The organism is Paraglaciecola sp. IT1134, from assembly GCF_058068185.1.
On the sequence record NZ_CM176486.1, the window covers coordinates 2,885,868 to 2,912,780 of the forward strand.

21 protein-coding genes and 3 tRNA genes are annotated in these 26,913 nt (G+C 46.1%); 4 read left to right on the forward strand and 20 right to left on the reverse strand.

The genetic code is table 11. The features are described from left to right. Nucleotides 1–20: 20 nt before the first annotated feature. From AC3RV5_RS12520 to AC3RV5_RS12540, 5 genes are all read right to left on the reverse strand, one after another. Nucleotides 21–1,229 (reverse strand): leucine-rich repeat-containing protein kinase family protein, encoded by a 1,209-nt coding sequence (locus AC3RV5_RS12520; RefSeq protein ID WP_489727986.1) that lies wholly within the window; start codon nt 1,227–1,229, stop codon nt 21–23. Nucleotides 1,230–1,332: 103 nt separating this feature from the next. Beyond that, nucleotides 1,333–3,465 carry an exonuclease domain-containing protein gene (locus AC3RV5_RS12525; RefSeq protein WP_489727987.1) on the reverse strand — a complete coding sequence of 711 codons (2,133 nt, stop codon included), beginning with the start codon at nt 3,463–3,465 and terminating at the stop codon, nt 1,333–1,335. A gap of 8 nt (nt 3,466–3,473) precedes the next feature. After that, the gene (locus tag AC3RV5_RS12530) at nt 3,474–3,962 is read right to left on the reverse strand and encodes a CIA30 family protein (protein ID WP_489727988.1); all 489 of its coding nucleotides are present in this window, start codon (nt 3,960–3,962) and stop codon (nt 3,474–3,476) included. A gap of 155 nt (nt 3,963–4,117) precedes the next feature. Beyond that, complete coding sequence (locus AC3RV5_RS12535; protein WP_489727989.1) at nt 4,118–5,104, reverse strand: HPP family protein; 987 nt, start codon at nt 5,102–5,104, stop codon at nt 4,118–4,120. Nucleotides 5,105–5,332: 228 nt separating this feature from the next. Next, nucleotides 5,333–5,992: a hypothetical protein gene (locus AC3RV5_RS12540; protein WP_489727990.1), complete on the reverse strand. Its 660-nt coding sequence runs from the start codon at nt 5,990–5,992 to the stop codon at nt 5,333–5,335. A gap of 223 nt (nt 5,993–6,215) precedes the next feature. Here AC3RV5_RS12540 and AC3RV5_RS12545 point away from each other — a divergent pair, with 223 nt between their 5' ends. Beyond that, complete coding sequence (locus AC3RV5_RS12545; protein ID WP_489727991.1) at nt 6,216–7,181, forward strand: DUF4862 family protein; 966 nt, start codon at nt 6,216–6,218, stop codon at nt 7,179–7,181. 106 nt (nt 7,182–7,287) lie between these two features. On the opposite strand, the gene AC3RV5_RS12550 is transcribed toward AC3RV5_RS12545, so the two are convergent. From AC3RV5_RS12550 to topA, 4 genes are all read right to left on the reverse strand, one after another. Further along, the gene (locus AC3RV5_RS12550) at nt 7,288–7,608 is read right to left on the reverse strand and encodes a hypothetical protein (RefSeq protein ID WP_489727992.1); all 321 of its coding nucleotides are present in this window, start codon (nt 7,606–7,608) and stop codon (nt 7,288–7,290) included. 407 nt (nt 7,609–8,015) lie between these two features. After that, on the reverse strand, nt 8,016–8,705 hold the full coding sequence (locus tag AC3RV5_RS12555; RefSeq protein ID WP_489727993.1) for an exosortase, PEP-CTERM interaction domain protein: 690 nt from the start codon (nt 8,703–8,705) through the stop codon (nt 8,016–8,018). A gap of 180 nt (nt 8,706–8,885) precedes the next feature. After that, nucleotides 8,886–9,440 (reverse strand): DUF2058 domain-containing protein, encoded by a 555-nt coding sequence (locus AC3RV5_RS12560; RefSeq protein WP_489727994.1) that lies wholly within the window; start codon nt 9,438–9,440, stop codon nt 8,886–8,888. A gap of 78 nt (nt 9,441–9,518) precedes the next feature. Beyond that, a complete protein-coding gene (topA, locus tag AC3RV5_RS12565; RefSeq protein WP_489727995.1) occupies nt 9,519–12,158 on the reverse strand; it encodes a type I DNA topoisomerase in 2,640 nt (879 codons plus the stop codon). A 314-nt stretch (nt 12,159–12,472) separates the two neighbouring features. Between topA and astB the strand changes: the two genes are divergently transcribed. Continuing rightward, nucleotides 12,473–13,813, forward strand: coding sequence for an N-succinylarginine dihydrolase (gene astB / locus AC3RV5_RS12570; protein ID WP_489727996.1), 1,341 nt, complete (start codon nt 12,473–12,475; stop codon nt 13,811–13,813). A gap of 101 nt (nt 13,814–13,914) precedes the next feature. Here astB and AC3RV5_RS12575 read toward each other — a convergent pair whose 3' ends face one another. Next, nucleotides 13,915–16,164: an Ig-like domain-containing protein gene (locus tag AC3RV5_RS12575; protein WP_489727997.1), complete on the reverse strand. Its 2,250-nt coding sequence runs from the start codon at nt 16,162–16,164 to the stop codon at nt 13,915–13,917. A 124-nt stretch (nt 16,165–16,288) separates the two neighbouring features. On the opposite strand from AC3RV5_RS12575, the gene AC3RV5_RS12580 reads away from it, so the two are divergent. Next, nucleotides 16,289–17,662, forward strand: coding sequence for a dicarboxylate/amino acid:cation symporter (locus AC3RV5_RS12580; RefSeq protein ID WP_489727998.1), 1,374 nt, complete (start codon nt 16,289–16,291; stop codon nt 17,660–17,662). A gap of 9 nt (nt 17,663–17,671) precedes the next feature. On the opposite strand, the gene AC3RV5_RS12585 is transcribed toward AC3RV5_RS12580, so the two are convergent. The 8 genes from AC3RV5_RS12585 to dnaQ all read right to left on the reverse strand — a co-directional run bounded on the left by AC3RV5_RS12585 (nt 17,672) and on the right by dnaQ (nt 23,607). After that, on the reverse strand, nt 17,672–18,907 hold the full coding sequence (locus tag AC3RV5_RS12585) for a lipoprotein-releasing ABC transporter permease subunit (protein WP_489727999.1): 1,236 nt from the start codon (nt 18,905–18,907) through the stop codon (nt 17,672–17,674). Next, entirely contained in the window at nt 18,904–19,605 is a 702-nt protein-coding gene (gene lolD, locus AC3RV5_RS12590; RefSeq protein WP_489728000.1) for a lipoprotein-releasing ABC transporter ATP-binding protein LolD, read from the reverse strand. Before lolD ends, AC3RV5_RS12585 begins: the two co-directional genes overlap by 4 nt. A 50-nt stretch (nt 19,606–19,655) precedes the next feature. Then, entirely contained in the window at nt 19,656–20,714 is a 1,059-nt protein-coding gene (locus AC3RV5_RS12595) for a CNNM domain-containing protein (RefSeq protein WP_489728001.1), read from the reverse strand. Nucleotides 20,715–20,953: 239 nt separating this feature from the next. Then, a tRNA-Asp gene (locus tag AC3RV5_RS12600) sits at nt 20,954–21,030 on the reverse strand. Nucleotides 21,031–21,056: 26 nt separating this feature from the next. Next, nucleotides 21,057–21,133 (reverse strand) — tRNA-Asp (locus AC3RV5_RS12605). A 31-nt stretch (nt 21,134–21,164) separates the two neighbouring features. After that, a tRNA-Asp gene (locus AC3RV5_RS12610) sits at nt 21,165–21,241 on the reverse strand. Between the two features lie 184 nt (nt 21,242–21,425). Next, nucleotides 21,426–22,874, reverse strand: a complete 1,449-nt coding sequence (locus AC3RV5_RS12615) for a TIGR03503 family protein (protein ID WP_489728002.1) — start codon at nt 22,872–22,874, stop codon at nt 21,426–21,428. Nucleotides 22,875–22,899: 25 nt separating this feature from the next. Then, nucleotides 22,900–23,607 carry a DNA polymerase III subunit epsilon gene (dnaQ, locus tag AC3RV5_RS12620; RefSeq protein ID WP_489728003.1) on the reverse strand — a complete coding sequence of 236 codons (708 nt, stop codon included), beginning with the start codon at nt 23,605–23,607 and terminating at the stop codon, nt 22,900–22,902. A gap of 81 nt (nt 23,608–23,688) precedes the next feature. Between dnaQ and rnhA the strand changes: the two genes are divergently transcribed. Then, complete coding sequence (gene rnhA, locus AC3RV5_RS12625; protein WP_489728004.1) at nt 23,689–24,150, forward strand: ribonuclease HI; 462 nt, start codon at nt 23,689–23,691, stop codon at nt 24,148–24,150. A gap of 44 nt (nt 24,151–24,194) precedes the next feature. On the opposite strand, the gene AC3RV5_RS12630 is transcribed toward rnhA, so the two are convergent. Next, nucleotides 24,195–24,548: a VOC family protein gene (locus tag AC3RV5_RS12630; protein ID WP_489728005.1), complete on the reverse strand. Its 354-nt coding sequence runs from the start codon at nt 24,546–24,548 to the stop codon at nt 24,195–24,197. A gap of 196 nt (nt 24,549–24,744) precedes the next feature. Next, nucleotides 24,745–26,772 (reverse strand): 2,4-dienoyl-CoA reductase FMN-binding domain-containing protein, encoded by a 2,028-nt coding sequence (locus AC3RV5_RS12635; protein WP_489728006.1) that lies wholly within the window; start codon nt 26,770–26,772, stop codon nt 24,745–24,747. Nucleotides 26,773–26,913 lie beyond the last annotated feature (141 nt).

The following is a 26,913-nucleotide window of genomic DNA, read 5'->3' on the forward strand; positions in this document are numbered from 1 at the left end:
ACGCGCCAAATAGCCCAAATCTATTTAGTTTCTCTACTCTGCGCTACGCTGACACTGTGCAAATCTTCGATAAAATAATCCAGCGCCCGTTGCTCTATTTGTCTTATCTGGGTTTGTTGTTTGGCATTTAACATGTGGTACATGCTGGCGGCACCAAAATCGCCAAAGATAATATTGGCCTCATGATCAAACAATGTATTGTGCGCATATAAATCACCATGACATACTTGATTGGCATGCAGGTGTTCAAATACCGCCTGCATTTGTACAGCTATTTTGTTAATTTGCCCAACAGACAGGCTAAAGCCTTGGGTGAAGGTATCCCGGGTGCAACTTTCAAGTGAAGGGGGTAAACCTAAATTTTGGTAGTGCTGAGGGATCAACTTCATGATCAAGGCTAAATAACCTGGCTCATTCACCTGAGCGATGGATTGCACCAGGTTTGCATGATTACCCACCTTTAAACACACTTGCAACTCATCTTTTGGATAACCGTCGCTGGTAACTTCACCTTTAAATACTTTAACCGCAATCTCCTCGGGAAATGCCGACTGTTGGGTATTCCAGCGCGCTTTTGATATCACCCCTGACGCGCCCTGTCCCAATACGTTTTGTAGCGTGTAGCTAGACGAAGGCAGATCAGGCGCGGAGTCAATGTGCAGATCAGCATTGGAAAATGGATTACCAGAAAACGCAAACCAGGCCAACTTGGGTAACGCCAGCAATTGATCGGGGCATTCGGTTAGGTTATTGGCTGAAATACGTACTAATTCCAGGTTGTGTAGCTGGTCCATATTCTGAGGAAGATGGGTTAACCGATTGCCTGCCAGGGCCAGTTTTTGCAATAGAGGTCGCTCACCTAACGTGTTGGGTAGGGTTTCAACTCTATTGTCGGTTAATATTAGCCAGCGCAATTTCACCGGCAATGCGCTCGAGGGTACCTGGCTTATTTTGTTTGACTTAAAACCTACCATCTCCAGGTTTTCACACTGCCCTAGTATCTCAGGCAGGGTGACAAACTGGTTATTCGAGGCAAAAATAATCTTCAGCTTGGTAAGCTGGGTGAGTGCGTCAGGCAAGCTACGAAGTTGATTATTGGACAAATCGAGTATTTCTAGGCTGTCCGCCAGTTGGAGTATTTCACTGGGAAATTCAGTTAAGTTTTCGGATAAGGTTAAACGGGTAATACCGCTTAACTGGCCTGATTGGAGCTGGGAGAGGGTTTGCAAAATACTAAATCCAGGGTAAGAGTAAAACAAAAACGGCGCTAGACTACTGAAAACCGAGGCAAAAAGAAAGTAAACATAAATTGATGTAACGGACTTAAGCCCCTTACTGGGTACTCTGTTTTTTCTCGTTAACCATGACCAACAGCTCAGCGGCGGCTTGTGCATCACACAAGGCCCGGTGATGGTTGTCGAGCTGTAGCCCATATTCTTTGCTTAATTTACCTAATGAATATGACGCAGAACCCGGAAAATACTTACGCATCTCCCTGACAGTACAAAGCTTAGGCAGACTAAATTCACGCTCAAGTCTGGCGTATTCAAGTTTGAAAAAGCCGTAATCAAAATTTACATTATGGGCCACAAAGATACTGCCGCGCATAAAGCTTTCTAAACTATCGACCACGTCACCAAAAAGTGGCGCCGTTTGTACCATGCCATCGCATATCCCGGTCAAGCGGGTAATAAATTTGGGAATACTGCGCTGGGGGTTAATTAGGCTGCTCCAACTATCAACGACTTGACCATCAATGACTTTTACCGCGCCGATTTCCGTTATGCGATGCCCGGCACTGCAGCCGCCTGTGGTTTCCACATCGACAACTACATAGGCCTGCTCGGGGTTGTAATACCACTGTACCTGGCACACCCCCACCTCAAAACCTGAATTTTGCAGGGCATCGATGCTCACTAACTGATTAGCTCGGAGCTGATCCCCCGGCGCTTTGATTTCCTCAAACCTAAGCTGGTCATTCTCAATAACCATCAAATCTGGATAACCGTCTTTAAGCCCCTGGTAGTTTTTGGCCATGGCGCGCAGGTGCCCTATTAAACTCGTAGCACTGACGTATTTTAGTAATACAGCGATTATTTCCAGTATTTTGGCATGCCAGTGGAAAATACCATTTGGTTGGCCGTAATGCCGGGTGGCGATATCCGTAAGGTAAAGCAGAGCCTGCTGTGGCTGTGTAAACAGGTTTAAACGCTGTTCAACCTGCTCTGCCAATTCGATATACAACCGGTTTTCGCGAATTAGCCGGGGTCGACGATCAAATTCCGAACCCGTAGCGCGCTGGGCTTTGTCAAACAATTCCGCCCAAAAGGTCAAACCGAATAATGCTCTGAACAGCCAATTTTCGGTGCGATATGCTTGTATGTCATGATCCTGATAGTACTGCTTGACGCCGTCCTCAACCCTATCTTTGTAAATTTCGTCAATATTCAACTTACGGCTGTTTTCACGCAGATGCTGGGTGCGAATACTGAGTTTGGCGTGATTAAATTTACGTTGGTAAAAGTCAAAAGCAAACAGGCTGAGTTCATCGTCCTGGGGATCATGTAGAATAACCTCCAGGGTTAGTTTTGCTGCATTTTTATCGACTTTGTAGGTTTCCCTTATCCAGCGCTCTTGGGCTTTTTGATGGGAAGACAATTTCCAGCAAGTGAGCGCCTGTGATTGATCAACAGACAACAATGCTGTACCGAGTAAATAAAACAAATTTGCCGCATACTCACGAGCCAATGTGCCCTTGGGCATTTGACTAATTGCGTTATCGTTTGCTAATGCCAATAGTTGCTGTTCATTCATATGTGGCAAGGCTTGGATTTGACTGGCAAAAAAATAGGCACTTTGCGCTTCATCAAGGGTGCTAAAACGCGCTCCTTGTTGCTGGTTTTTTTTACGGGTTTTAAGTAAACCTAAATCCCGCATAGAAAATTTATCCAGTGCACTGCTTAAATTCCCAAAAAATAAAAACAGCAGATATTGCCACTTTTGCACAAAGGTTTTTACCGCAAAATCGGTTATTACAGGGTGCCTAGTCATGTCGGTTGCATCTAGCTGTTCCACCAAGGCCACTAGAGCCCCCTTCGCTGCACTTTTTTTAAAAGCCACACCTTGGGATAAAAGCAATTCGACAATTTGTATTTTGTTTAATTTTACTAACAACTGTGGCATATGTTGGGGGGTGACCGAGTGCAAAAAGCCCTGCTCGGTTAAATGATTTATCTGCCCGGCACAATCGTTTATTTCGGCATACATTAATTTGCTTCGGGCAATAAAGGTTCCCCGTCGGTTTATGATCCGCACCAACATGCACTGGGCATTATGTTCAAGCCGTTTAAATGCCTGGATAAACTGGTTATGTTGGGCTAACAGTAGTCCGGCGCAATGCTGCTCAGTGTACGCGATGAATTCGTTGAAATGGTCAAGGTAATATTTTTCAGGCAAGATTAACAAGTTCGCCCCTAGTCGTCTTGCAAGTTAATGTTGTCGATCAGTAAACAGAAATCTCCGCGTTGGCTATCACCAATCAAAAAACCGAGCTGGTTTATATTTGTCCACAGTAAAGGCGCTGCACCAGTCAGGCGTTTACCCCGCAGAGATGCTTTAAAGTCACTTAACCTAAACTCAAATTGCTGCCATATGTTGGCTTGGGTACTAAAACCTGCACCATAGGATGGGCTATTTGATTCGGAGTTTTGCTTTACGCGCAACTGATAGCGTTTACCGTCGCCCATGACCCGAATGTGTAACACAGATTCCTGGCTGACTGGAGAGACACTTACCCGACGCTTGACCGAGGCGAAACCGCCGTTATTTTCCATTGAGACACAACCACTAAATACCGCTAACTTATTAACATGAGTTAATCGACTATTCGACACACCACCCATGACAACATCGTTAACCGACTGCCACGTATCACTATCTTGTACCTTAAAAAGATTCATCATTGTGCGCCTCAATCAAACCGCCCTGGTGTCAGGGTGTTATACTTGTTTATCAATACCCGTAAAAACCGAATCACATACAGTGGTTCATACAGTATTCTAACCAGCTTTTAGCGGTTAGCGCAAGGCACTCGTTAATATAAACCACAACTTAGAAATTACGCCTGTTCTTGTTCCTCAACCTTTACCCATTGTTGATTATTTTTTGCCACTTCAAAACGCGCCCAATTATGAAACTCGGTACGTAGGCACATATGTGTTTCGTAGCCCCCATCACCAGCTAACACCTTATAAATCACTTTGTCTTTACTGGTTGGTGTATTAACAGGCGCTGCATCCACAACTTGGCGGATACTCCACAATTTACCTAACTTACCATTACTGTATATACGCCCAGCGATGATCTGTGCCGGATGGGTGGTGTTTTTCTCTGCGTGCTTTTTAGCCAGTTCAAGAAGATCCGTTAAACCATCAGGCGTGATATCAACATAGGAGTCAAGTTCTTGCATTGCTGCGGCAAAATCTTCTTGGGTTAGATCGTGTTCTCGCTCACTGGATTGAGGACTTACCGGTTTTTTTAACTTATGGGCCAAATGTACGGGATAACGACGCCAACCAAAACACCAATTAAAAAGCAAAGTGATCCCTAAGATCACCAGGATATTCAGCGTTAAAGGCATCAACAAAAATTCATAGCCCAAAGCGTCAATATCTGCACCGCCTATAACGATGGTCAATGCGGTAGCCCCGCCTGGTGGGTGAATGCAACGCAAGTAATACATGGCACCAATTGCGCCACCAACAGCAAAGGCCGCCACCCAAGGACCATGGCCGAGAATTTTTACGCAGGTTACACCCAGTGCGGCAGAAATCAGGTGTCCGCCGATAACAGCCCACGGCTGAGATAACGCACCGTGGGGCACAGCAAAAAGTAATACGGCGCTGGCACCCATGGAAGCGATTATCAAAATGCTGCTATTAACGCTCAGTATCTGTGCCTGCACGAGAACATGCATAACCCACATGATACCGGCTATACCAAAGCCCCCCCCAATAGCAGAAATGATTTTTTCATTGTGACTGGTGGTATTGGCTGAAAAACCGAAAAGCAGTTTTAGTTCATGAAAAGTGGCACGTAATTTCATCAAGCAGACACGGAATAGAAAAAACAGGCGGGTATCCTAAGAGAAACCCACCACCAGGTGCAAGTAAATCTATGTATTGCAACTAACTAAGCTAGCGGTTTTTATGCTAATTTGTTGCTGCCTATTATTATTTGCGCCACAAAAAGTTGCCGCGCTGTGGCAAAGACCTGCCCGTTTGTCATCGCTTAATTTCCTTCATTTACAGCTGCTGGCGATATTAGCAGCTTGTTATTTTTCCGTTTCCTTTAACCCTAAGGTCTTTTTGACTTCATTAAACAGCCCCTGTGACTCTCCACGGGAAGCCACAGACAGACCCTTATCGGACAAATAGAAGCTATCTAGGGAAAATAGATATTCCCGACTTTGTGTCAGATAAGTCACGACATCGTCTTCATGAACATCCGCCGCTTGGAGTTTTTTGGCGTACTCCTGGGTTTGTCCCAACTCATAAAATTCTGACAAAGCATTGAGGCCAGTGAGCTTACTTTGTAGCCCGTGATTGCGATCCAGGTAACTTTGCAATTGTTGCACCCCTTTAGGCTGGGAATCTTGAGCGCTTAGGACTTGCCACTTGCCGTCTTGCTGCTGTAACCGTACATCAACATTCAGGCCCAGATCGGCAGCCGCTTTTTGCAAATCCTCAGCCACAGGACGCAAGTTGAAGCTGAGCATATTGTCCAGAGTTTGCAGACTCAAGCCGTTTTCACCACCCTGGATACGTGCCAAGGCATCATCGGCATTACCCGTAGCAAGGTTACCCTGCAGGCTGCGTATTTCGCCAGCAAGGTTATCTCCTTGCCTGGCTACACTCTCCTGTAAAGCACTATCTGCCTTGCTAGAATTCCCTATGTAGTCAAATAAAGATGTCCCGTTATTGTGTACTTGCATGAACTTGCCCGTTTCACTTTGCTAATGGCGTTATGGCTTTGATACAGCAAAGATTAGGCCACAAATTAACCACGCCGGTCCGCTGTTCAAGCTGTAAGGGCGTGACTCATACACTTTTGCTATCAGATCCGGTTTCATCTGAAATATTTGCTAAAACCACTTATTCGCATCCTTTAATCAACGTGCTAAAGTTCAGCGAAATCCAGCTTTTAAAGGCTATAACGTGCGATATTTTGTCGGTGCTTACGCTACCTCTCCCGCTTGGTCAACATGGGATCCCGCGCTTGAACGGGAGTATTACCAGCAACTCAAAACTTTTAACAATATTAAAGGCCTGGAACATCCCTTTGTAGGCACTTTGCACCCCCACGACGAACAGTGGTTTGTGGACAATATCGACCCCAACTGGGACTTTGTGTTTACCTGTGTACCGGGGATCATGAATGCTCTGGGGCAAAATCCTCAATTTGGCATTGCCTCAAATGATGAGCGAGGCCGGAGCCAAGCCCTGGCGTTTATGCAAAAAGCCTGTGAAGCCATAGGCAAACTCAATAGCGCCAGTGGCCGTCAAGTGGTTAAAGCCATCGAAATCCAAACGGCACCAAATCAGGTTGTTGCCCCTTCCTCTGCTGCTGCCTTACGAGATTCCCTGGAGACCATGCTTAGCTGGGATTGGCAAGGGGCAAATATTGTTATCGAACATTGCGATACCTTGATCCCAGGCCAAATCCCTGCCAAAGGTTTTTTAAGCCTGACGGATGAAATTGCGGTACTCACCGAGCTTAATCAAAGCCACGCAAAAGATATGGGCATAATCATTAACTGGGGGCGCTCAGCGATTGAGACGCGCAGCACACAAGGGGTTATCCAGCATATAATCCAGGCGAGAGACAGTGGGCTTTTAAAAGGTCTGATGTTCTCTGGCGCCTCTGATATAGATACGCCTTACGGTATCTGGAAGGATAGCCACATGCCCGCATTGCCCGCTGCGGATGGTCAAATCGGTGCAGAACATTCATTGTTAAGCGAAAGCCAAATTCATCAATGTCTTGCTACCTGTGGTGATGTACTGAATGCAGATACCATTATCGGCATCAAACTTGGCATACGTCCAAAAGATGCGCCCCTTGCCCAACGGTTGGCTTATAATGAGGCGGCTTTGACTATGTTAGATAAGTTTTTTGATTAATTTAAAACGCCAATCTTTTGCAAAAAACAGGTGACTCGATCGGGGCAAAAAGCAGAAACTGTCAGCCCCAGTCCAAGTTAGTGGATTTTATCCCCACGCCTCATCTTTAGTATGCCAGCAGGCCACACGCATAAACTTGCGGCCTGGAATCACCCCAAACCGAATCCGTACACCCTGATAGCCAACATTGCATTTTACGACCCGAAGTAAGGGCCACCAGTGACATAGAATAGATTGGGTAAAATCCGTCCTGATCCTCACTTAATACAAAAGGAATCGCCCCATCACATTCTTTAGGATTCGACTGAGCCTCTTTAGGGAAAAAATACAGCGTTTTATTGTCATATCTTACCTCTTGCAAGGTGAACTCTACGGCTAAAACATTTATCGATAAGAGTAAACAGATCCCAATCAAAATATTCCTCATAAACCTCTCCATGTAGATTCGCTTAGAGACAATAATTTCCTGCGAAGTTAACGTCATTCATTGGTGGAGTGACGATAAACTGCGTGCACCAGAGTTGACCTATTATAGTTGGGTTAGAGAAACAGGAAAAATAAACCGCCCCCCTTACCACCAGTTGCTATACATTTTACAAATAGGGGAAGGATCTTTAGGGTTTAAGAACTGAAGTCAGATGAAGTAAAATGGTTCATTTTTTGGTGGGTGTTTTGGGGCAAAAGGCCAAAATGCCAGCCTAAGTGATCGAATAGTTAACAAAAAAGCCGCCTTGGCTTGACGGCTTTTTTGACCAACAATACTTTATAAACCAAACAAGTTTGCCAGGAATTTAGACAACCAATAGCAAACTTGTTTTTTGCTGGACATTTTGCTTATCTGCGTCTAACTCTCAGTGCTAATAACCCAAATAATAAGTAGCCTAAATGAAAAGGCTCAGGGACCGGCAGTGCAGCAGGTACAGGCCCTACCCCGGTAGCCATTGACTCCGGATTACTAATGGCAAATACACCGCCAGGGCCAGAAGGGGCTTGGGTTGTCTGCCAAAAAAAAGTAATTTGTTCTTCGCTATCCCATTCATCAGTGGTGGTTGACCAAACGAGCTCGCCTGCGTTATTTAGATCTATGTCGAAATTGACATTTGCGCTGGCAGCGTTTGAAAAACTGTAACCTGCGATCCCGTTAAAGCCTACAGCCTCATATCCCAGCTTGAAATTCTGTACATTGTCAAACGCTAGCACCACAGGTGGGTTGGGAAAAGGTGCATCATTTACCTTATCAAACCCTGGAATAACAGTATGGGCGTAGGTATAAATTGTGCCAGGAGAATTGTTGGATGGAACACACGTTGTAAACCCCTCAGGGCAACTTACGCTGCTCGATAAATCCCCCACACTATTGCCGTCACCATTAATTATCGATACCTCGACGTCAGGTCCGACGGGCCCAACGATTTTAGCGCCTATATTTAGGACATCAAAATCATTAGAACTAATAGGGCTAGCCGATACAGACGTTGCCAATAAAAAAGGAAAGATGAGAAGATGACGAGCGGCACTGGGCATAAATATTCTCCAAAAAGTGTATCAAGATCGATTAAAACGTCAGTATAGATTGCATTTAGACCAACACATAGAGTAGGTAAAAATAATTCCAAAGAATTTTGAGTAATACTAACTACAATCGAATATCAAAAGGCGCAGTGGTGAGTCTCAGTGCGCCCTATTCAAAGATGAAAAAATTGATTACCAGCTTAAATCATCCGGAATGTCATAATCTGCATACCAGTCGTCGTCCTGGCTGTTTTTGGCTTGTTCTTCCGGTAAAATATCGGCCCTGTACACTACACAAGCCTGGTCGCGTTCAGCTATTTTATCCGCTACCGGCATAGGCACCAACTCATAACCATCGTTGAGTTTGACTATGGCCAGTTGCCCCTGGATGATCTGGCTATGGGTGTTTTTATTCACATATAACCGTTTGATAACCTGATTATCGGTAAAGTTACAGACTATATCGCCCTTACCCTTGGGCTGTTTGTTCACCTCAATCATCTGTTTGATTTGGGCCAAAACAGCCTTTTTTTCAGCTTCTTGTTTGCTCTGCTGATTTAACTGGCGATCTTTGGCTTTTTTGGCTGCAACGGCCTGTTCCACCGCTAACTTTTCTTCACTGGTGTCTGTTACATTTTGTCGTTGCTGTGCCTTGGCCTGTTTATGTTTTTGCTGACGTACCTGTTTCGCCTTTTTTTTATCGGCCAAACCTGCTTTTAATAGTTGTTCTTGAAGTGACAATGCCATGATTGAACCTGTGTCTTGAACGTGGATAAAGCCGGTGAACATTCGTCACCGGCTTGGTTTGTTTGCTGTGCTATTTGGCTATTTGACTTTTTTGCGTTTATCTTCCACCAGCCATTTACCATCTGTATGCCAGGCAGACCAACCAGATGCCTTACCTTCCTCATTTTCAGACATCACGTATTGCTGTTTAGTTTTTCGGCTGTAACGAATAAGCGCCTGATTACCATCAGGATCCGCTGCTGGGGCATCGGCCAAATAATAAAATTTGGGCGATATACGATCCCGAAAACGGGCCAGTTCAGCCACCAAGGGTGCGCGGGTTTCCCGGGATTTAGGGAAGTTGTGGGCCGCCATAAACAACCCAGAAGCACCGTCACGCAATACAAAATGCGCATCTGACTTGGTACACTCAAGTTCGGGCAAATCTACCGGATCTTCTTTAGGCGGCGCGGCTTCCCCACTACGTAGCAACTTACGGGTATTTTTACACTCTTCGTTGGTGCAACCGAAGTATTTACCAAAACGTCCGGTTTTAAGCTCCATATTCGAACCACACTTGTCACATTCCAGCAACGGCCCGTCATAGCCTTTAACCTTGAATGTGCCGGTTTCTACCTGTACACCTTCGCAAGTAGGAGCATTACCACATACATGCAATTTACGGGTTTCATCAACCAGATAGCTGTCCATGGCAGTACCGCAAATCTGACAGCGACGTTTGGCCCTGAGTAATTCAGTTTCCAGTTCGTCTTCATCTTCAACTTTTACCACTTCGTCGCCATGAGTCAGATTCATGGTCCCGGTGCAGCGCTCCTTGGGTGGTAAATTGTAGCCTGAGCATCCCAAAAATACGCCAGTGCTGGCGGTACGCACATTCATCGGTCGACCGCATTTTTTACACTCTATATCTGTAGGAACAGCCTGGTTCAAACGCATGCCACCATCTTCAGGTGGTTTTTCCGCCTGGATCAGCTTCTGTTCAAAATCTCCGTAAAAGTCGTTCAATACCCCCTTCCAGGGTGTATTGCCATTGGCTATTTCATCCAGTTGCTGCTCCATTTTAGCTGTGAAGTCATAACTAAGTAGATCATCAAAGTTTTCCAGCAGGCGATCATTAACTATTTCACCCATTTTTTCCGCATAAAAACGTTTGTTTTCTTGGCGTACATAGCCTCTGTCTTGGATAGTAGAAATAATACTGGCATAAGTAGACGGACGACCAATGCCGCGTTTTTCCAACTCTTTGACCAAAGATGCCTCGTTAAAACGGGCCACTGGTTTGGTAAAATGTTGTTTAGGATCCAGGATATTAAGCTCGAGTTTTTCCCCTTCTTTCACATCCGGCAGTAGCACATCTTCTTCGCCTTTTTTGCGCTGGGGATTTTGGACCCGGGTCCAACCATCAAATACAAGCACCCTGCCCTTGGCTGTCAGTTCAAACTCGCTGGCACTGACCCTAATGGTGCTGGCATCGTATTTGGCCGGTGTCATTTGACAGGCCACAAATTGGCGCCAAATCAGTTCGTACAGACGTTGAGCATCCCTTTCCATTTCAGACATGGATTCAGACTTAATTGCAACATTAGACGGGCGAATGGCTTCATGTGCCTCTTGCGCACCTTCTTTGCTACCGTATTTAAGGGCCGATTCTGGTAGATATTTATCACCAAAACTGTTGCTAATATAGTCGCGACAGGCATCAACAGCTTCTTTACCCAAATGGGTCGAATCAGTACGCATATAGGTGATGTGGCCACCTTCGTATAGGCGTTGAGCCATCATCATCGTCTTTTTGACGCCAAAACCTAAACGGGTACTGGCCGCTTGTTGCAAGGTCGAGGTAATAAAAGGGGCAGACGGGCGACTTTGGGTCGGTTTTGCTTCCCGGCTGATAACCTGATATTCCGCATTGTCCAATTTGCCCAAGGCTGCATCTGTTTGGGCTTTATTTACCGGTTTAAAGCTTTTCCCGTTATGTTTGACTACCTGCATACGCAAGTCTGTTTGTTTGGCGGTTAGCAAATCAGCATGTACATCCCAAAATTCCTCGGGTACAAAAGCATTGATTTCGCGTTCACGCTCTACCACCAAGCGCACGGCAACGGATTGTACCCGTCCCGCTGATAGCCCGCGGGCCACTTTTTTCCACAACAAAGGCGAGACCATAAAACCCACGATACGGTCTAAAAACCGCCGCGCCTGTTGGGCATTGACCCGCTCAACATTGACTTTTCCTGGGTGGGAAAAAGCCTCTTGAATGGCGTTTTTGGTGATTTCGTTAAACACCACACGCTGAAAATCTTTGCTAGGATCGTCAATCAACTCCTGCAAATGCCAAGCAATAGCTTCTCCTTCCCTATCCAAATCCGTTGCGAGATAGATAGTGTCGGCATTTTTGGCCAGCTTTTTGAGTTCGTTTACGACTTTTTCTTTGCCCGTTAAGACTTCGTAATGGGCGGCCCAGTCATTTTTAGGATCGATGCCCATTCGGTCAACTAATTTGCGATATTCATGTTCACGCAAATAACTATCACGCTTCTTTTCAGACAATAATTTAAGCTCTTTTGCCGGTTTTTTAGGCACAACATTGCCTAAAGCTTTGGTTGGAAGATCTCGAACGTGGCCTACACTAGATTTAACGATAAAATCTTTTCCGAGATATTTATTAATTGTTTTTGCCTTTGCCGGTGATTCGACAATGACTAGAGACTTTGCCATATATTTAGTCTTAACCTTTGATTATAATGGGATTTCTTGATGAACCTAAGGCGGTTTTTGAATTCATCGCTTGAGAATGCTTTTTAACATATATCGACAAAGTGAATAGAAAACAAGTTCTTCTTCATACTTATACGATAATCTTTATTTTCAGCCGGGCTTTAGCGTACAGATTTCATACAGCCCAATTGGCAGCGCCAAGAAAAACAGTATAATGCGGTTAAGTACTCGCCTAAATAAACAAATATTTGCAGTTTCAAGGCTAAATTTACCCGCCCAGGTTTGGGGCAACTGACGCTTGTAAGAGGATTTGAATGAAGCAGTTTGAAGTGAACTTTGACGGACTTGTGGGCCCGACTCACAATTATGCAGGCTTGTCTTACGGTAATGTTGCTTCTTTAAATAATGCGAGCGCTTCTAGCAGCCCTAAACAGGCCGCTAAGCAGGGTTTAAAGAAAATGAAGGCCCTAACCGACCTTGGCATGGTTCAAGGCGTGTTGGCACCTCAGGCGCGCCCTGACGTAGATGCCTTGCGTCGTCTTGGCTTTGCCGGAACAGACGCTAATGTTTTGCAACAGGCTGCCAAACAGGCACCTGCTATTTTTCAGGCCTGTTGTTCGGCTTCCAGCATGTGGACCGCCAACGCGGCAACGGTTTCGCCCAGTGCCGATACGGCCGATGGCAAGATCCATTTCACCCCGGCCAATCTAACCAATAAGTACCATCGGTCCCTTGAGCCCCAGGTTACCGGCAAAATTCTCAAAGCAACCTTTGCCAACCAAACACATTTTGCCCATCACCAACATTTGCCCGACAATGAGCATTATGGTGACGAAGGTGCAGCCAACCATACCCGCTTGTGCACCCAGTATGGGCAAACCGGTGTTGAGCTGTTCGTTTATGGCCGTTATGCCTTTGACCAGAGTAAACCGGCGCCGGTTAAGTTTCCCGCCAGGCAAACCTTTGAAGCCAGTCAAGCCATTGCTCGGCTGCATGGTTTACAAGATAACAAGGTGGTGTACATTCAGCAAAACCCGGATTTAATTGACCAGGGGGTTTTTCACAACGATGTGATCTCTGTGGGTAATCAGAATGTGCTATTTTACCATGAACAAGCCTTTTTAGATTCCGACAACGCACTGGCGCAAGTGAAACAAAAATTTGGTGATCATGAATTGCATTTCATCAAGGTTCGCACCAGCGACGTGAGTGTGCAAGACGCCATAAAAAGTTATTTATTCAATACCCAAATCATCACCTTGCCAAGCGGAGAGATGGCCATCATTGCGCCTTCTGAGTGCGAAGAAAACCCGGCGGTAGCAGCGTATCTGGCGAAGCTGGTTGCCATGAATACCCCGATCAAACAAGTTCAGTATTACGATGTCAAGCAAAGCATGCGCAACGGCGGCGGCCCTGCATGCCTGAGGTTACGCGTAGCCATGACAGACAGCGAACTAGATGCCGTTAATCAAAGTACTCTGATCAATGATGCACAATTTGACCGACTCAATACCTGGGTCGACAAACACTATCGTGACCATTTATTAGTAGATGACTTACGGGATGTAGAATTATTAAATGAGTCCCGTACTGCCCTGGATGAATTAACCCAGTTATTAAAACTCGGTTCTATTTATCCATTTCAGCAAGGGTAGTATTACAGCTGTTTTCGTTACCGCCTCTAGCTAAAATACGAGTAGACGAATAACAAAAAGCCCAGCAAATGCCGGGCTTTTTGTTAGGTTTTATTTGCCTACTAATTGGTGTCGTTGCAGTTAACACCTATCCCAAACGGACTAACCGGAGGCTTGCTTGCTTGGTTAGTCAGGTCCGCGGCGGCCACACCCAAGGCATGATCCCGCTGTTCAGATGATTCACTGCCCTGTGACTGGCCGCTGGCAGTGATGGACACATCTACCCAAGCACCAAAAGATCGAGGGTAACTTAGGGTAAACTGAACCTGGCCGTTGGCATCAGTAGTGCCATTTGATTGAATGGCCACCACATTACCCGGGGTCAATTGACCGTCACCATTTTTATCTTCATCCGCATCCAACATGCCGTTACCATTGTCATCTTCACCCGCATCCAAAATTCCATTGGCATTGGTATCTTCACTCAGATCTAAAATGCCGTTGGCATTGGTATCTTCATTGGGACAGGTTGCCGTCACAATTTGGAGCCACTGGCTCGAGCCAGTACCCCAAAACCAATCCCCCTTGCGATACACTCCGCCTAAATTAAATGCTACCGGCGGCGCCGAAAACGTCATTTCAGCTCCGGCCACAGGATTGGAGCCCGGGTCGGTCACAAAGGCTGAAAATTCTTTGCTGTAGGACGACGATGTTGGCGACTGAATAAGATTGCCGGTGCCAAACACAATATCGAAAGGTTTATCCCCCACGGTAAGCAGCGTAAAGTCCGTGACATTGCTGGTATCTGCCACAGTGGCGTACAGCTTTACCCCTTCAAAGGTGCTCAGTGCGTTGGAGGTGTACACCGTTGAGGCAATGCCGCTGCGATCGGTTGTAGCCTGATTAGGGGATATTTGCCCGCCACTGACATCATCCACCAGAAAGTTAATCAGTTTACCTTTTACCAGGTTACCGGTGGGATCGCGCACCACGGCACTAATGGTACTGGTTTGCCCTATAGGCCCAATTGAATCGGGAGTGGCATCCACTATGATGCTATTGGCTTGGGTAGCGACAAATTCAATTTGGGTACGGGCGCTGACCTCATTACCGTCACTATCCACCCCGATGGCAGAAACGGAGGCAATGCCGGCATTGTCTGAACTGATGTTAAAACTCACTATACCTTGTGCATCGGTGTTTTGTACTGGCGTCACAATCATACCTCTGGATGAAGCAACCGTAACTTGATCCCCAGCATTAGGCGCATTGTTCTTAAGCCAGCTAATGCTTAACAACGCCGAGTCACCTAAAGGAATGTCACCTACTGGCTCAGTAGTGAAGCTGAAATCATCTTCTTGTACGGTTACTTCAAAACCAGTTTGGGCATTAAGGGCTGACGCGGTGACGGTGTCCGGCCCGGCAACACTGGCGGTGTAGTCAACGCTAATTTGGCCATCGGCCGAAGTGACAGGGGCTGTATTAGACAACACCCCGCTTTGGGCACTTAACATCACTTGTTGGTTGGCTATACCGTTGCCATCTGAGTCCACTAAATTGATTGTTAAAGGCACGGGGTCGTTAATAATAATTGAGCTGGGCCCGTCGATATTAACCGCAGTGCCAACCACGGCTATATCCAGGGTTTGGCTAAGTGTGCCTGTTTGAGCAGTAACAGTTATAGTGCGATTCTGGCGGTTATTCTGGGTAGACAGGGTTGCCTTGGCGATACCATCATTGGCGGTGGTGCCCTGGTTAATCATTAAGGCTGCGTCAGAATTTGCAGAAAAAGTGACGGCCACACCTTCCATCAATACGTTTTGGGCATTTTTAACCAAGGCGATCAAATCAATTTGATCTGTACCACTGGACGCCAGTTGCACTGAACTGGCAAATAAATCTAATGAAGCGGGTAACTCGTTAGTTTGTGAGGTACCACTGGAAGTAAAGGTAGTACTGGCCGTTTCGCCCGAACTCAGGGTAGCTATGACTCGACCGGAGCCTGAACTTTCTGCGACGATTAAACCAATGCTCGCCACACCTGTGGTACCCGTTGTCCCCGTACCTGCGTCGTTGGAAAAGATTGCCAGTCCTACGGGCTCGAAATTAAAGACAACCAGTTGGTCAGCCACTTTTGCGCCAGTAGAATCGGTCACTGTAGCGCTTAGGGTAAGAGGGGTCGCTGGGGTTAATTGTGAGGAGACCTCGCCAGAATCATTGGTTAATGACAGTTGAATTGAATATGTCGCCGAACCGTTATCTCCGCCATTGTCTGTTGGGGTGCGTGATATGGCGTCATCCCCACCGCCGCCACAGGCAAAAAGAGCAAACAGTGCCGGTAGGCACAATACAGTTCTAAAACATACATTCATATAATAATCCTTGGTTTCCACGCATCAGTCAGTTTAATCGGCCGTAAGGCCAGATAACATTAATAGTTCAGCTTAACGGCCAATCTTGCTAATCTATATCTAATAATAATAATTCAGGAAAATCATGAGCCAATCCCTTCCCCAAAAATCCGAAAAATCCGAAAAATACAGTTTAACCGCCAGGATCTTCTTTGGCATGTTAGGTGGCATTGTTATTGGCGGCCTGTTGCAAGTGCTGTTTGATGATAGCGGAGATTTTTCCTTTAGTGTATTTGGCCTGCAGGTTTCTACGTATGGGTTTTTGGTAGATGGTATATTTAATGTTATCGGGCAAATTTTTATCGCCAGCTTGAAGATGCTGGTTGTACCTTTGGTCTTTGTTTCGTTGGTATGCGGTACTGCCAGTCTGTCTGATCCCAGTAAGTTGGGCCGTTTAGGCGGGAAATCTATTCTGCTCTATATAGGCACCACAGCTGTTGCCATCAGTCTTGCCGTCAGCTTTGCGTTACTGGTTTCACCGGGTGAGTCTATGAACCTAAGCACTGACTCCACGTTTGAGGCTCAAGAAGCGCCTAGCTTGGCCCAGGTTATTATTAATATGATGCCCACCAATCCGGTCAACGCCATGGCCGAAGGCAACATGTTACAGATCATAGTATTTGCTGTTTTATTTGGGATCGCGATGACATTATCAGGTAACGCCGGCAAGCGACTGGCTAATGTTTTTGAAGATTTTAGCGTCGTGATCATGAAATTAGTCACCATATTGATGAATTTAGCCCCTTACGGTGTATTCGTGTTGATGGCTAAATTATTTGCCACTATTGGTTTTGCCACCATAGGGGGTTTGCTAAAATACTTCCTGTTAGTGTTGTTTGTACTGGGCGTGCATGCGTTTGTCTCCTACCCCATCATTCTTAAACTGCTCAGTGGTCTTAGCCCCCTGATCCTGTTGCGTAAGATGCGTGATGCGGCAATATTCGGTTTCAGTACCTCTAGCAGCAGTGCTACCTTGCCAGTGACGCTGGAAACTGCAACCAACAAGTTAGGCGTGAACCCGTCCGTTGCATCCTTTACCGTGCCGTTAGGCGCCACAATCAACATGGATGGCACCGCTATCATGCAGGGTGTTGCAACAGTATTTATCGCCCAAGTTTATGGCGTCGACCTGTCCCTGGGTGATTATATGATGGTGATTTTAACAGCCACCCTGGCATCCATAGGTACTGCAGGTGTGCCCGGAGTTGGCCTAATCATGTTGGCCATGGTCCTCCAGCAGGTTAATTTGCCCGTTGAAGGTATAGCCTTGATTATAGGGGTCGACAGGTTACTTGATATGACGCGCACCGCAGTTAATATCACCGGTGATTGTATGGTGGCCTGTATCGTAGCCAAGAGTGAAGGCGAATTGAACTTAGAAAAATATAATGATCCCGATGCCGGGGCCAAAGAAGAAGAAATTGACATGGCAGCGATGACCAAAAAATCATCGAATTAAGCCAGGCTATTAATGCCCAAGCACGGTTGCCGGATCCACTCTGGCAGCCTTGCGGGCCGGATACAAAGTAGCGAGAAAACTAAGCGTCAGGGCGATAATAGTGGTTAAATACACTTCATGCCAGTTGAGTTGTGAGGGTAAAAAATCGATAAAATAAATATCCCCGGACAAAAACTGGATCCCCAATAAATATTCAATTCCTTTAGCTACCTGGGCCAAATTAAGGGCCATCAATACCCCAACTGAAGTTCCCACAATGGTGCCTATCACGCCATTAATCAAACCCTGCAGCACAAATACCGAGATGATCATGCTGTCTTTTGCCCCCATAGTTTTGAGCATGGCAATTTCCGTTTGCTTTTCGTTGACCGCCATCACCAAAGTAGAAACGATATTAAAACACGCCACCCCGATGACGAGTATCAAGGTGATATACACAACCACCCTGACCAGCTGAATATCTTGGTATAAATGGCCTTGTGTGCGGGTCCAATCTGACATGTAGACATCCTGGGTAAAGGCATAACCAATTTCCCGGGTAAGAGTGGGGGCAGCAAAAGGTTCAAAATAGCGAAAACGCAATCCTTGGGCGCCGTATTGAGTTCCCAGGGTTTGTGAGGCGAGTGCCAGGTGCATATAGCCAATATGATTGTCCAACTCACCACCAATGCTGATACTGCCGATAACGTTCAACCACAGTGTTTTAGGCGCCCGTATCGACAGATCTTCACTTATCTGCGGCAATAACAATTGCACCCGGTCTCCTACTTGCAGGTCCAGTTTATCCATAGCGCCCTTTCCCAGCAGCACACTTTTTGGATCGGCAATAAACTGCTGCCAAACACTGGGTGGCAGGGCATTAAGTATCTGATCATGTTCAGCATAATCCGCACTCACGCCCACCAATTCTATAGCTTTCATCTTGCCGGCTTTTTGTAACATGCCTGTGGCCTTGCTATAAGGTTGAATCGATTCGATCCGAGAGTCCTGTTGTAAACGAGCAATTTCTGCTTGCCAGTTTTTGATCCCCTGAGCGCTGGTTGAATAGAGCTCACCGTGGGGGATAATTGATAGCAAACGATCTTTTAACTCTCGTTCGAAACCGTTCATTACAGATAGCAGCAGGATTAATACAAAACAACCTAGGCCTATGCCGACCGTAGACGAGGCTGAAATAAAAGAAATATAGCCATTTTGCCTTTTACTGGCTCGAAAACGCCAGGCGAGCTGCCAAATTAGTTTCATTGTTGGTTACTCATGCCATCACCATTGATGGATAGGTGCCCGTCCACCAAGCTGTAAGAGCGGTCGAGGCGATTGGCCAATTGAATATCGTGGGTAACTACAATAAAACTGGTTTGAATTTGTTCCCTAAGCTCATTTAACAGCTGATAAATTCCTTCACCGGTTTTCTGATCCAGATTACCCGTGGGTTCGTCTGCTAGAACCAGTTTGGGTTGATTAACCAGTGCACGGGCAATAGCGACACGCTGGCGTTCACCACCGGATAATTCAGACGGTTTATGACTTAGGCGCGGTCCTAGGCCCACTTTGTGTAAAATATCCTGCGCTTGATGTTTGGCCTGCTCTGCGGGCAATTTAGCTATGAGTAGCGGCATCGCGACATTTTCCAGAGCACTGAATTCAGGTAATAAATGGTGTACCTGATAAACAAACCCTAAAGATTGATTACGAAACTTTGCTTGCTGTCCATTGGAGAAACTAAAAATATCCTGTTGTTCAAACAGTACCTGACCACTGCTAGGTTTATCCAGCGCCCCGAGTAAATGCAACAAGGTACTTTTTCCTGAGCCGGAACTGCCAACTATGGCTAACTGTTCACCTACATCAACCCGCAAGTTAACATTTGTCAATACCTCTACCAGATTCTTACCGTCGTTGTAGACTTTACTTAAATTTATGCACCTGAGTAATTCACTCATACGTCTAGCTGATGTCCTGTTGGTAATGGCGCGTCAGTTCGACGCTGCTTCTAAAGCTGTTTATCGCGCTTGATAAAAGCATTTCTTTCCCGGCGTTTCCACATTATTCGGGCTAATTTTTTCATACTGACGATTTTGTCGTTTTCATCAACGATTTCGATACCCAGTACACTCTCGATCAGATCTTCGTCGGTCAATATGCCTTCTAAGCCGCCATATTCATCGACGATCAATAACATGTTACCGCGTTTACTGTGCAAGGGATGAAACGCTGCGGATATGGACATACTGCTAAGAAGGGTCACCATGGATTTACGATAAACCCTGAGTGAGTTTTTCTCATTGCCCCTGATCATCGCTAATAACAAGTCCGTTTTGAGCACGTAACCTGTAATGCGCTCAGGATCGCCCTGTTCAAATACCGGGATGCGTGAAAATTCAATATTGCCGTGTTTATGGTAAAACGCTTTCACACTTGTATCTTCAGACACGGAAAAAATCACCGTCCGATGGGTCATCACATCTTTAATGTTGACCTGCTCTGTGGCTAACAGGTTTTGTAAGATATTGGCTTCCTGGTGCGCCAGTTGCCCTTCTTTGTGCGACTCTGCCGTTAATATGGCCAGTTCTGCGCGGCTTAGCCCTTTGAGCGGCGTATCTTCATTAAAACCTGACGTTAATTTATTGGCCAATAATACAAAAGGATACAGCACCAAGATCAGATATTTAAGCACATAGCTAACAACCGGGGCCAGTTTGCGCCAGTAAGTCGCCCCCAAGGTTTTAGGGATAATTTCTGAAAACACTAATATAAGCAGGGTCAAGACACCAGACACTACCCCCATATAGACATCACCGAAGACTTTGACGGCTTGGGCTCCGGCTCCCGCAGCTCCCATGGTATGGGCTATGGTGTTAAGCGTAAGGATCGCCGCCAGAGGATTGTTAATTTCTGATACTTGGGCCCTTAATAAGGCGCCGCTAGGATGTTGTTCGTTTTCTAAAACGGAAATGTAAGCAGACGAAACACTCAAGATCACCGCTTCAGCCACTGAGCAGACAAAGGAGATCCCTAATGCCAAGGCGATATAAAAGAACAGTAAGATCAATTTGAGTCACCGATTTGAGTAATTACAACTTCCTAAATAACATCATAGTTAGATTTGGCCGACCAGCCTAAAGATAAATATAAACGCAGCGATATAACAAGCCAGCAACGAGACAATTTAGTTTACCCGAATTTTTTACGACAACACAAAGTTAAGCCGATGATTTATGTAATTAAATAAACATAGCTAAATAAAAGAATGAGATAACACTAGAAGAATGAAAAAAGAAGAAAATTTAATGGCGGAACGGACGAGACTCGAACTCGCGACCCCCGGCGTGACAGGCCGGTATTCTAACCAACTGAACTACCGCTCCCCATATAAATTTTGTGTGTTTTGATTTGGCGGAACGGACGAGACTCGAACTCGCGACCCCCGGCGTGACAGGCCGGTATTCTAACCAACTGAACTACCGCTCCGCTGTATCAAAACTGAAAACGGATAAAGAAATGGCGGAACGGACGAGACTCGAACTCGCGACCCCCGGCGTGACAGGCCGGTATTCTAACCAACTGAACTACCGCTCCAGTTTCTTTATTATTTTCAACGGCTTATGAAGTTAATCAAGGATATCCCTCCTCAACCGCGGCGCAGATAATACGGGTTAGCCCACTATGAGTCAACTGCTTTTTAGCGCTTTTTCTAGATAAATCCTGATATTGGGTGTATTTGCTTTAGGAATAACCAATTTGCTTAATTAGCATGCAAAAATTAGTCTTTAGGCATGTCTAGGTTCACTATTCCGCTGTCTTGTGTATCAGCCGAGACTTTATTGTTTTTACTCTTTTTAGGGGCTTTAGGTCTATTAAAGTACGCTTTGAGTTTGCCAAGTAGACCTGTCTTGGGATTGTTCCTTACCTTAACAGCAGACTCAATTGCCCCGATCTTTTTATCTTTGGTGATAAACCAAATCAAGCCAACCCCCACTATTAATAAAAATAGATTGATACTAACAATCACGGTTACCAGGGTATCTGTACTCATTTCCTGCTCGTCAGCTATGGACGGTATGCTGCCGGGAAATGGCTGACTGACAGCATCGGTTGCACTACCACTGTCTACTGGGATTGCCATTTCGGTGTTGGTGGCATTTTCCACTGACGGCGGTAAGGGCTCCTCTGTCAAGAAACTAAATTCTGGCACGTCCAGAATAAAATCCCGGCCATCTAGGGTATTACCAAAAGCAGTTAACTTTACCCGGAACACCCCAAATTCATAATCAACGATCAGGTATTCCCGCATATCCGCAGACATCTCTGTGATAGAAAAATTTTGGATATCGCCGTTAGGAAACTGGATTTTGCCATCGATTAACAAGGTGGACATATCCACATATTTCCGGTTGGCGTCGATCATTAGTTTATGGTAACCGCCACCGCCGCCATTTTGCTCCACTGAAATAGCGATAGGATTAGGAAACAAGGTAACGGCTTCGCCTAGTTGTTCACGGGTGAACATGGGCGTGCTAACGACAAAGGTAGGCGTCCACTGACCAGCGGCAATCGATAAATTAAATTGCCCGGTAAACGTGCCATCCAAAGGCTTTTCATCCATGCCCTTGCCATTATCTTCAAAGCTTGCAATGGTCTGGGCGTCAGCACCAAAATTGTTGTATTCAGGATTGTTGGTGCTCAAAAATAACATGTTTAAGGACACCACATCCCGAAATGGCGCGTAATCTATCGGCTGGCCACCGTTACTCAGGTAGGCGGTTTGTTTGAGAATTTCGCCGGCGAATATGACCTTGGGTAAGGGCTGGGCATGCAATTGCAAATCGCTCATCACCATCACGCGACTTTGGGGAGTAATATTTCCCACGGCCTGCCAAGGGCCTGGCATAGGATTTTTTATGCTGATCAGGTCATAGGTCGAGCTATCAAACCAGAATATGCGCTTTTCATCGCCTTGGGACTGATAGATCTTTGAACCATCGGGTCGCACTAAAACGACGGGCACGCTGCCGTATTCGCGAAAGAACACCATAGTGATCTCTTCAACCTCATGGTCGATGCGGAAACGGTTCTGCAACAAGATGATGCTATTTTGAAATTCCGTGCCCAGGGTAGTCAGCGGGCTAACGGGTTCAGATTTGGTGGCGGCTTGCTGTGCCAGCGCAGTACCGACACACAGCAACAGACAAAGTACTAGGGGTCTTAACATAGGTTCTCAATTAGCTAATTGGGGATCATTGACGCCAGAGACTCGATTCACCTTCTTTGTCGACTACATCCAAACGTTTTTCATGCTCCTGTAATTCATCGGCTGTAGCTTGTATAATCTTTAATGGTTTTCTATCGCTGCTTAGCCGGCGGATCCCCTCAATTTGCACGCCCCCTTCACCACTGCCTTTACCACTGAGATTCAAGGCGGTCTGGCCTCCTGTCATCATCAAGTAAACATCGGCAAGTATTTCAGCATCCAATAAAGCGCCGTGTTTTTCCCGGTGCGAGTTGTCGATACCCCAGCGTTTACATAACGCGTCAAGATTATTTTTTTGCCCGGGATGCAGCTGTCGGGCTAAATGCAGGGTGTCGAGTATGGTGCAAAAATCTGCCGTTTTTTTACCTTGGAAGGCAGCAAGACGATAAAACTCGTGATCCATGAAACCCACATCAAATGGTGCATTGTGGATCACCAGTTGGGCGCCTTTAATAAACTCAAAAAACTCATTGGCTACCTGGGAAAAAAGCGGTTTATCCACCAGGTATTCATTGGTTATACCATGTACACCTATGGCTTCCTGCTCCACCAATCGCTGAGGATTGACGTAGACGTGAAACGTATTGCCGGTCAGACGACGATTGAGTAATTCCACACAACCAATTTCGATGATGCGATGCCCCTGTTTGGGATCCAGGCCGGTGGTTTCAGTGTCTAATACGATTTGTCTCATTGATTATCAATAGCTCCGCTGTGGTGTAAATCCTGTGGTAAAACATTATACTGCGCAAAATTTTAAAGTATTGGTTAATTAATGAAACACATAGAAATTTATACAGATGGCTCTTGTTTAGGCAACCCGGGTCCAGGCGGTTATGGCGCTGTACTAAAATTTGCCCAACACCGCAAAGAATTGAGCGGGGGCTTCAAACATACCACCAACAACAGAATGGAGTTGTTGGCCACCATAGAAGCCCTAGCCAGCTTAAACGAGAAATGCAAAATTGATCTGACCACCGATAGCCAGTATGTCAAAAACGGTATCAATCAATGGATTAAGAACTGGCGTAAAAATGGCTGGCGAACCTCGGACAAAAAACCGGTAAAAAATGTCGACCTGTGGAAACGCTTAGATGAGCAAGTTAATCAGCATGATGTAACCTGGCATTGGGTAAAAGGCCACTCAGGCCACCCGGAAAACGAAGCCTGCGATGTTTTAGCCCGCCAGGCTGCCGAAAGTAAGAGCCAGTCAATAGACGAAGGTTTTGTATCCTGAATAGCGCCCTGCCCCTGACATAAATCCGGCAAGTGGCACAAAAGCTACTTGTCACTCCACAACGCATACTCATTGTTATTGTTGTCACTAAAATGAAAACGCCGTCCGCCAGGGAAGGAAAATATGGGTTTGATGATCTTGCCCCCCGCCTCTTCGATGGCTGTTTGCGAAGCCGCTAAATCGGCGCTGTATATAACCACTAATACACTGCCCTGGTTAGTTGATACGGTGCCGCTGGACTTGAACAAACCGCCGTCTATACCGGCTTCAACTATGGCGGCGTAATCCTCGCCATAGTCGACAAACTGCCAAGCAAACACCTGGGAAAAAAACCGTTTGGATGCAGCAACATCCTTTACAGGGATTTCTATATAATTGATTTTATGGTGATTGCTCATGATGCACCTGATACCGAGTGGTTAACAAACATTGAGTATAAGCCAACTTAGCTCAGGCACAATCCACACTTACCCTATGGGGTATTAAGCCCCAGGCTAAAATCAAAACAAATAGGTATGGCTGGGTTAATTGACCTTCCTTGGTTTACGCGTTGTGGTAACTAAATTTCAAGTTGAAATGATAAGCGACCTTCCATCATATTATCGCAGCCAGTTCGGCACCTTGCCTGATCGCCCTTTTGGCATCCAGTTCGGTGGCCACATCGGCTCCACCAATGAGATGGGTGATGATGTTATGGGCTTTGAGCCCTTCTTGAAGTTCACGCAGAGGTTCTTGCCCCGCACATAAAATTATATGATCAACCGCCAGGCATTTTTGTTGCTCATCCACTTCAATATGTAGGCCGGCATCATCTATTTGTAAATAGGTAACGCCAGAGATCATCTGCACCTTATTTTTCTTTAGTGAACTGCGGTGGATCCAACCGGTGGTTTTACCTAAATCCTTGCCTACCTTGGAAACTTTGCGTTGCAGCAGATAGATTTCCCGAGCGGGATGACTCGGCTCGGCTGGCATTAAGGCTCCGCGCTCTTTATAGTCGCGATCTATGCCCCAGGCCGCTAACCACTTCTCGGGCTGGGTGGTAAGGGATTCGTCTTCTACCAAAAATTCCGCCACATCAAATCCTATACCTCCGGCCCCGATGATAGCCACCCGGTTACCCACAGGTTTATTATCTCTAAGTACATCCAGGTAACTAAGTACACTTGCATGCTCTATGCCTTCGATCTTTACGTCTCTGGGGACCACCCCCGTTGACAGTACCACTTCATCAAAGTTGCCTTGAGCTAAACTGTCAACAGTCTGTGGCGCATTTACCTGTAACTTAACCCCGGTTATTTCGATACGTTTAGTAAAATAACGCAGGGTTTCGTAAAACTCTTCTTTGCCCGGAATGCGCTTGGCGTAATTAAACTGCCCGCCTATTTGTGCGCCTTGTTCAAATAGATGCACTTCGTGACCACGTTGGGCAGCATAACAACTGAAGGCCAAACCGGCTGGGCCAGCACCGACCACAGCTATCTTTTTCTTGTGGGTGGTCAAAATAAAATTGAGTGATGTCTCGTAACCAGCCCGGGGATTTACCAGACACGTGGCCCGTTGTTTTTTAAAGGAGTGATCCAAACAGGCCTGGTTACAGGCAATGCAGGTATTAATTTCATCATCCTTACCCTGGCGTGCTTTAAACACAAAATTCTCATCAGCCAAAAAGGGGCGCGCCATGGAAACCATATCTGCCTGCCCCTGAGCTAATACACTTTCTGCAATTTGCGGGGTATTGATGCGGTTGGTGGCGATAAGTGGAATAGAAACTTGGCTTTTCATGCGCTCAGTAACCCAGGTAAAAGCAGCCCTTGGCACCATGGTGCTTATAGTGGGCACCCGCGCTTCATGCCAGCCAATCCCTGTATTGATCAGGGTCGCCCCTGCTCCCTCAATAAGTTTGGCCAGGGCCACCACTTCATCCCAGTTACTGCCGCCTTCCACCAAATCCAGCATCGACAGCCGGAAAATAATAATAAAATGGGCACCCACACGCTGGCGTACGGCGTCTACTATGTCAACCGCTATGCGGGCACGATTGGTGAAACTACCGCCCCATTCATCTTGGCGCTGATTGGTTCTGGCACACAAAAACTGATTAATAAAGTAACCTTCAGAGCCCATGACCTCAACCCCGTCATAGCCGGCTAACTGGGCCATCTGAGCACTATTGGCATAATCCTCTATGGTACTAAGGATGCCTTTTTTGGAAATTTCTTTAGGTTTAAATGGCACAATAGGCGATTTGATGGCCGAAGGAGCGACAATAAACGGATGATATCCATAACGCCCAGTATGCAAAATTTGCATGCATATTTTACCCTCATGGGCGTGCACAGCCTCCGTTATGACTTTATGTTTACCCGCATGACGTTTATTGGCCATACGTGAAGCAAAGGGAAATACCCAGCCTTGACGATTGGGGCTTATCCCCCCGGTCACTATAATACCTGCGCCCCCTGCCGCCCGCTCGGCGTAAAAATGGGCCAACAATTGATGACCATTTTTCTCTTCTTCTAGGCCCACATGCATCGAGCCCATTAACGTGCGGTTACGAATTGTCGTAAAACCTAAATCTAGGGGTTGAAACAAATGCGGGAAATACTGATTTAACGACATAGTAACCACCTAATAAGCAAAGATATTATAAGCCTCGAGTGTATCGCAAAAGGGCAAAAATAGAATTTTTGCGTTACAAAAATTTACACTTGTTGATTCTAACCTGGGGGGAATTTAGTTAGGATGCAGGACTATTAAGTC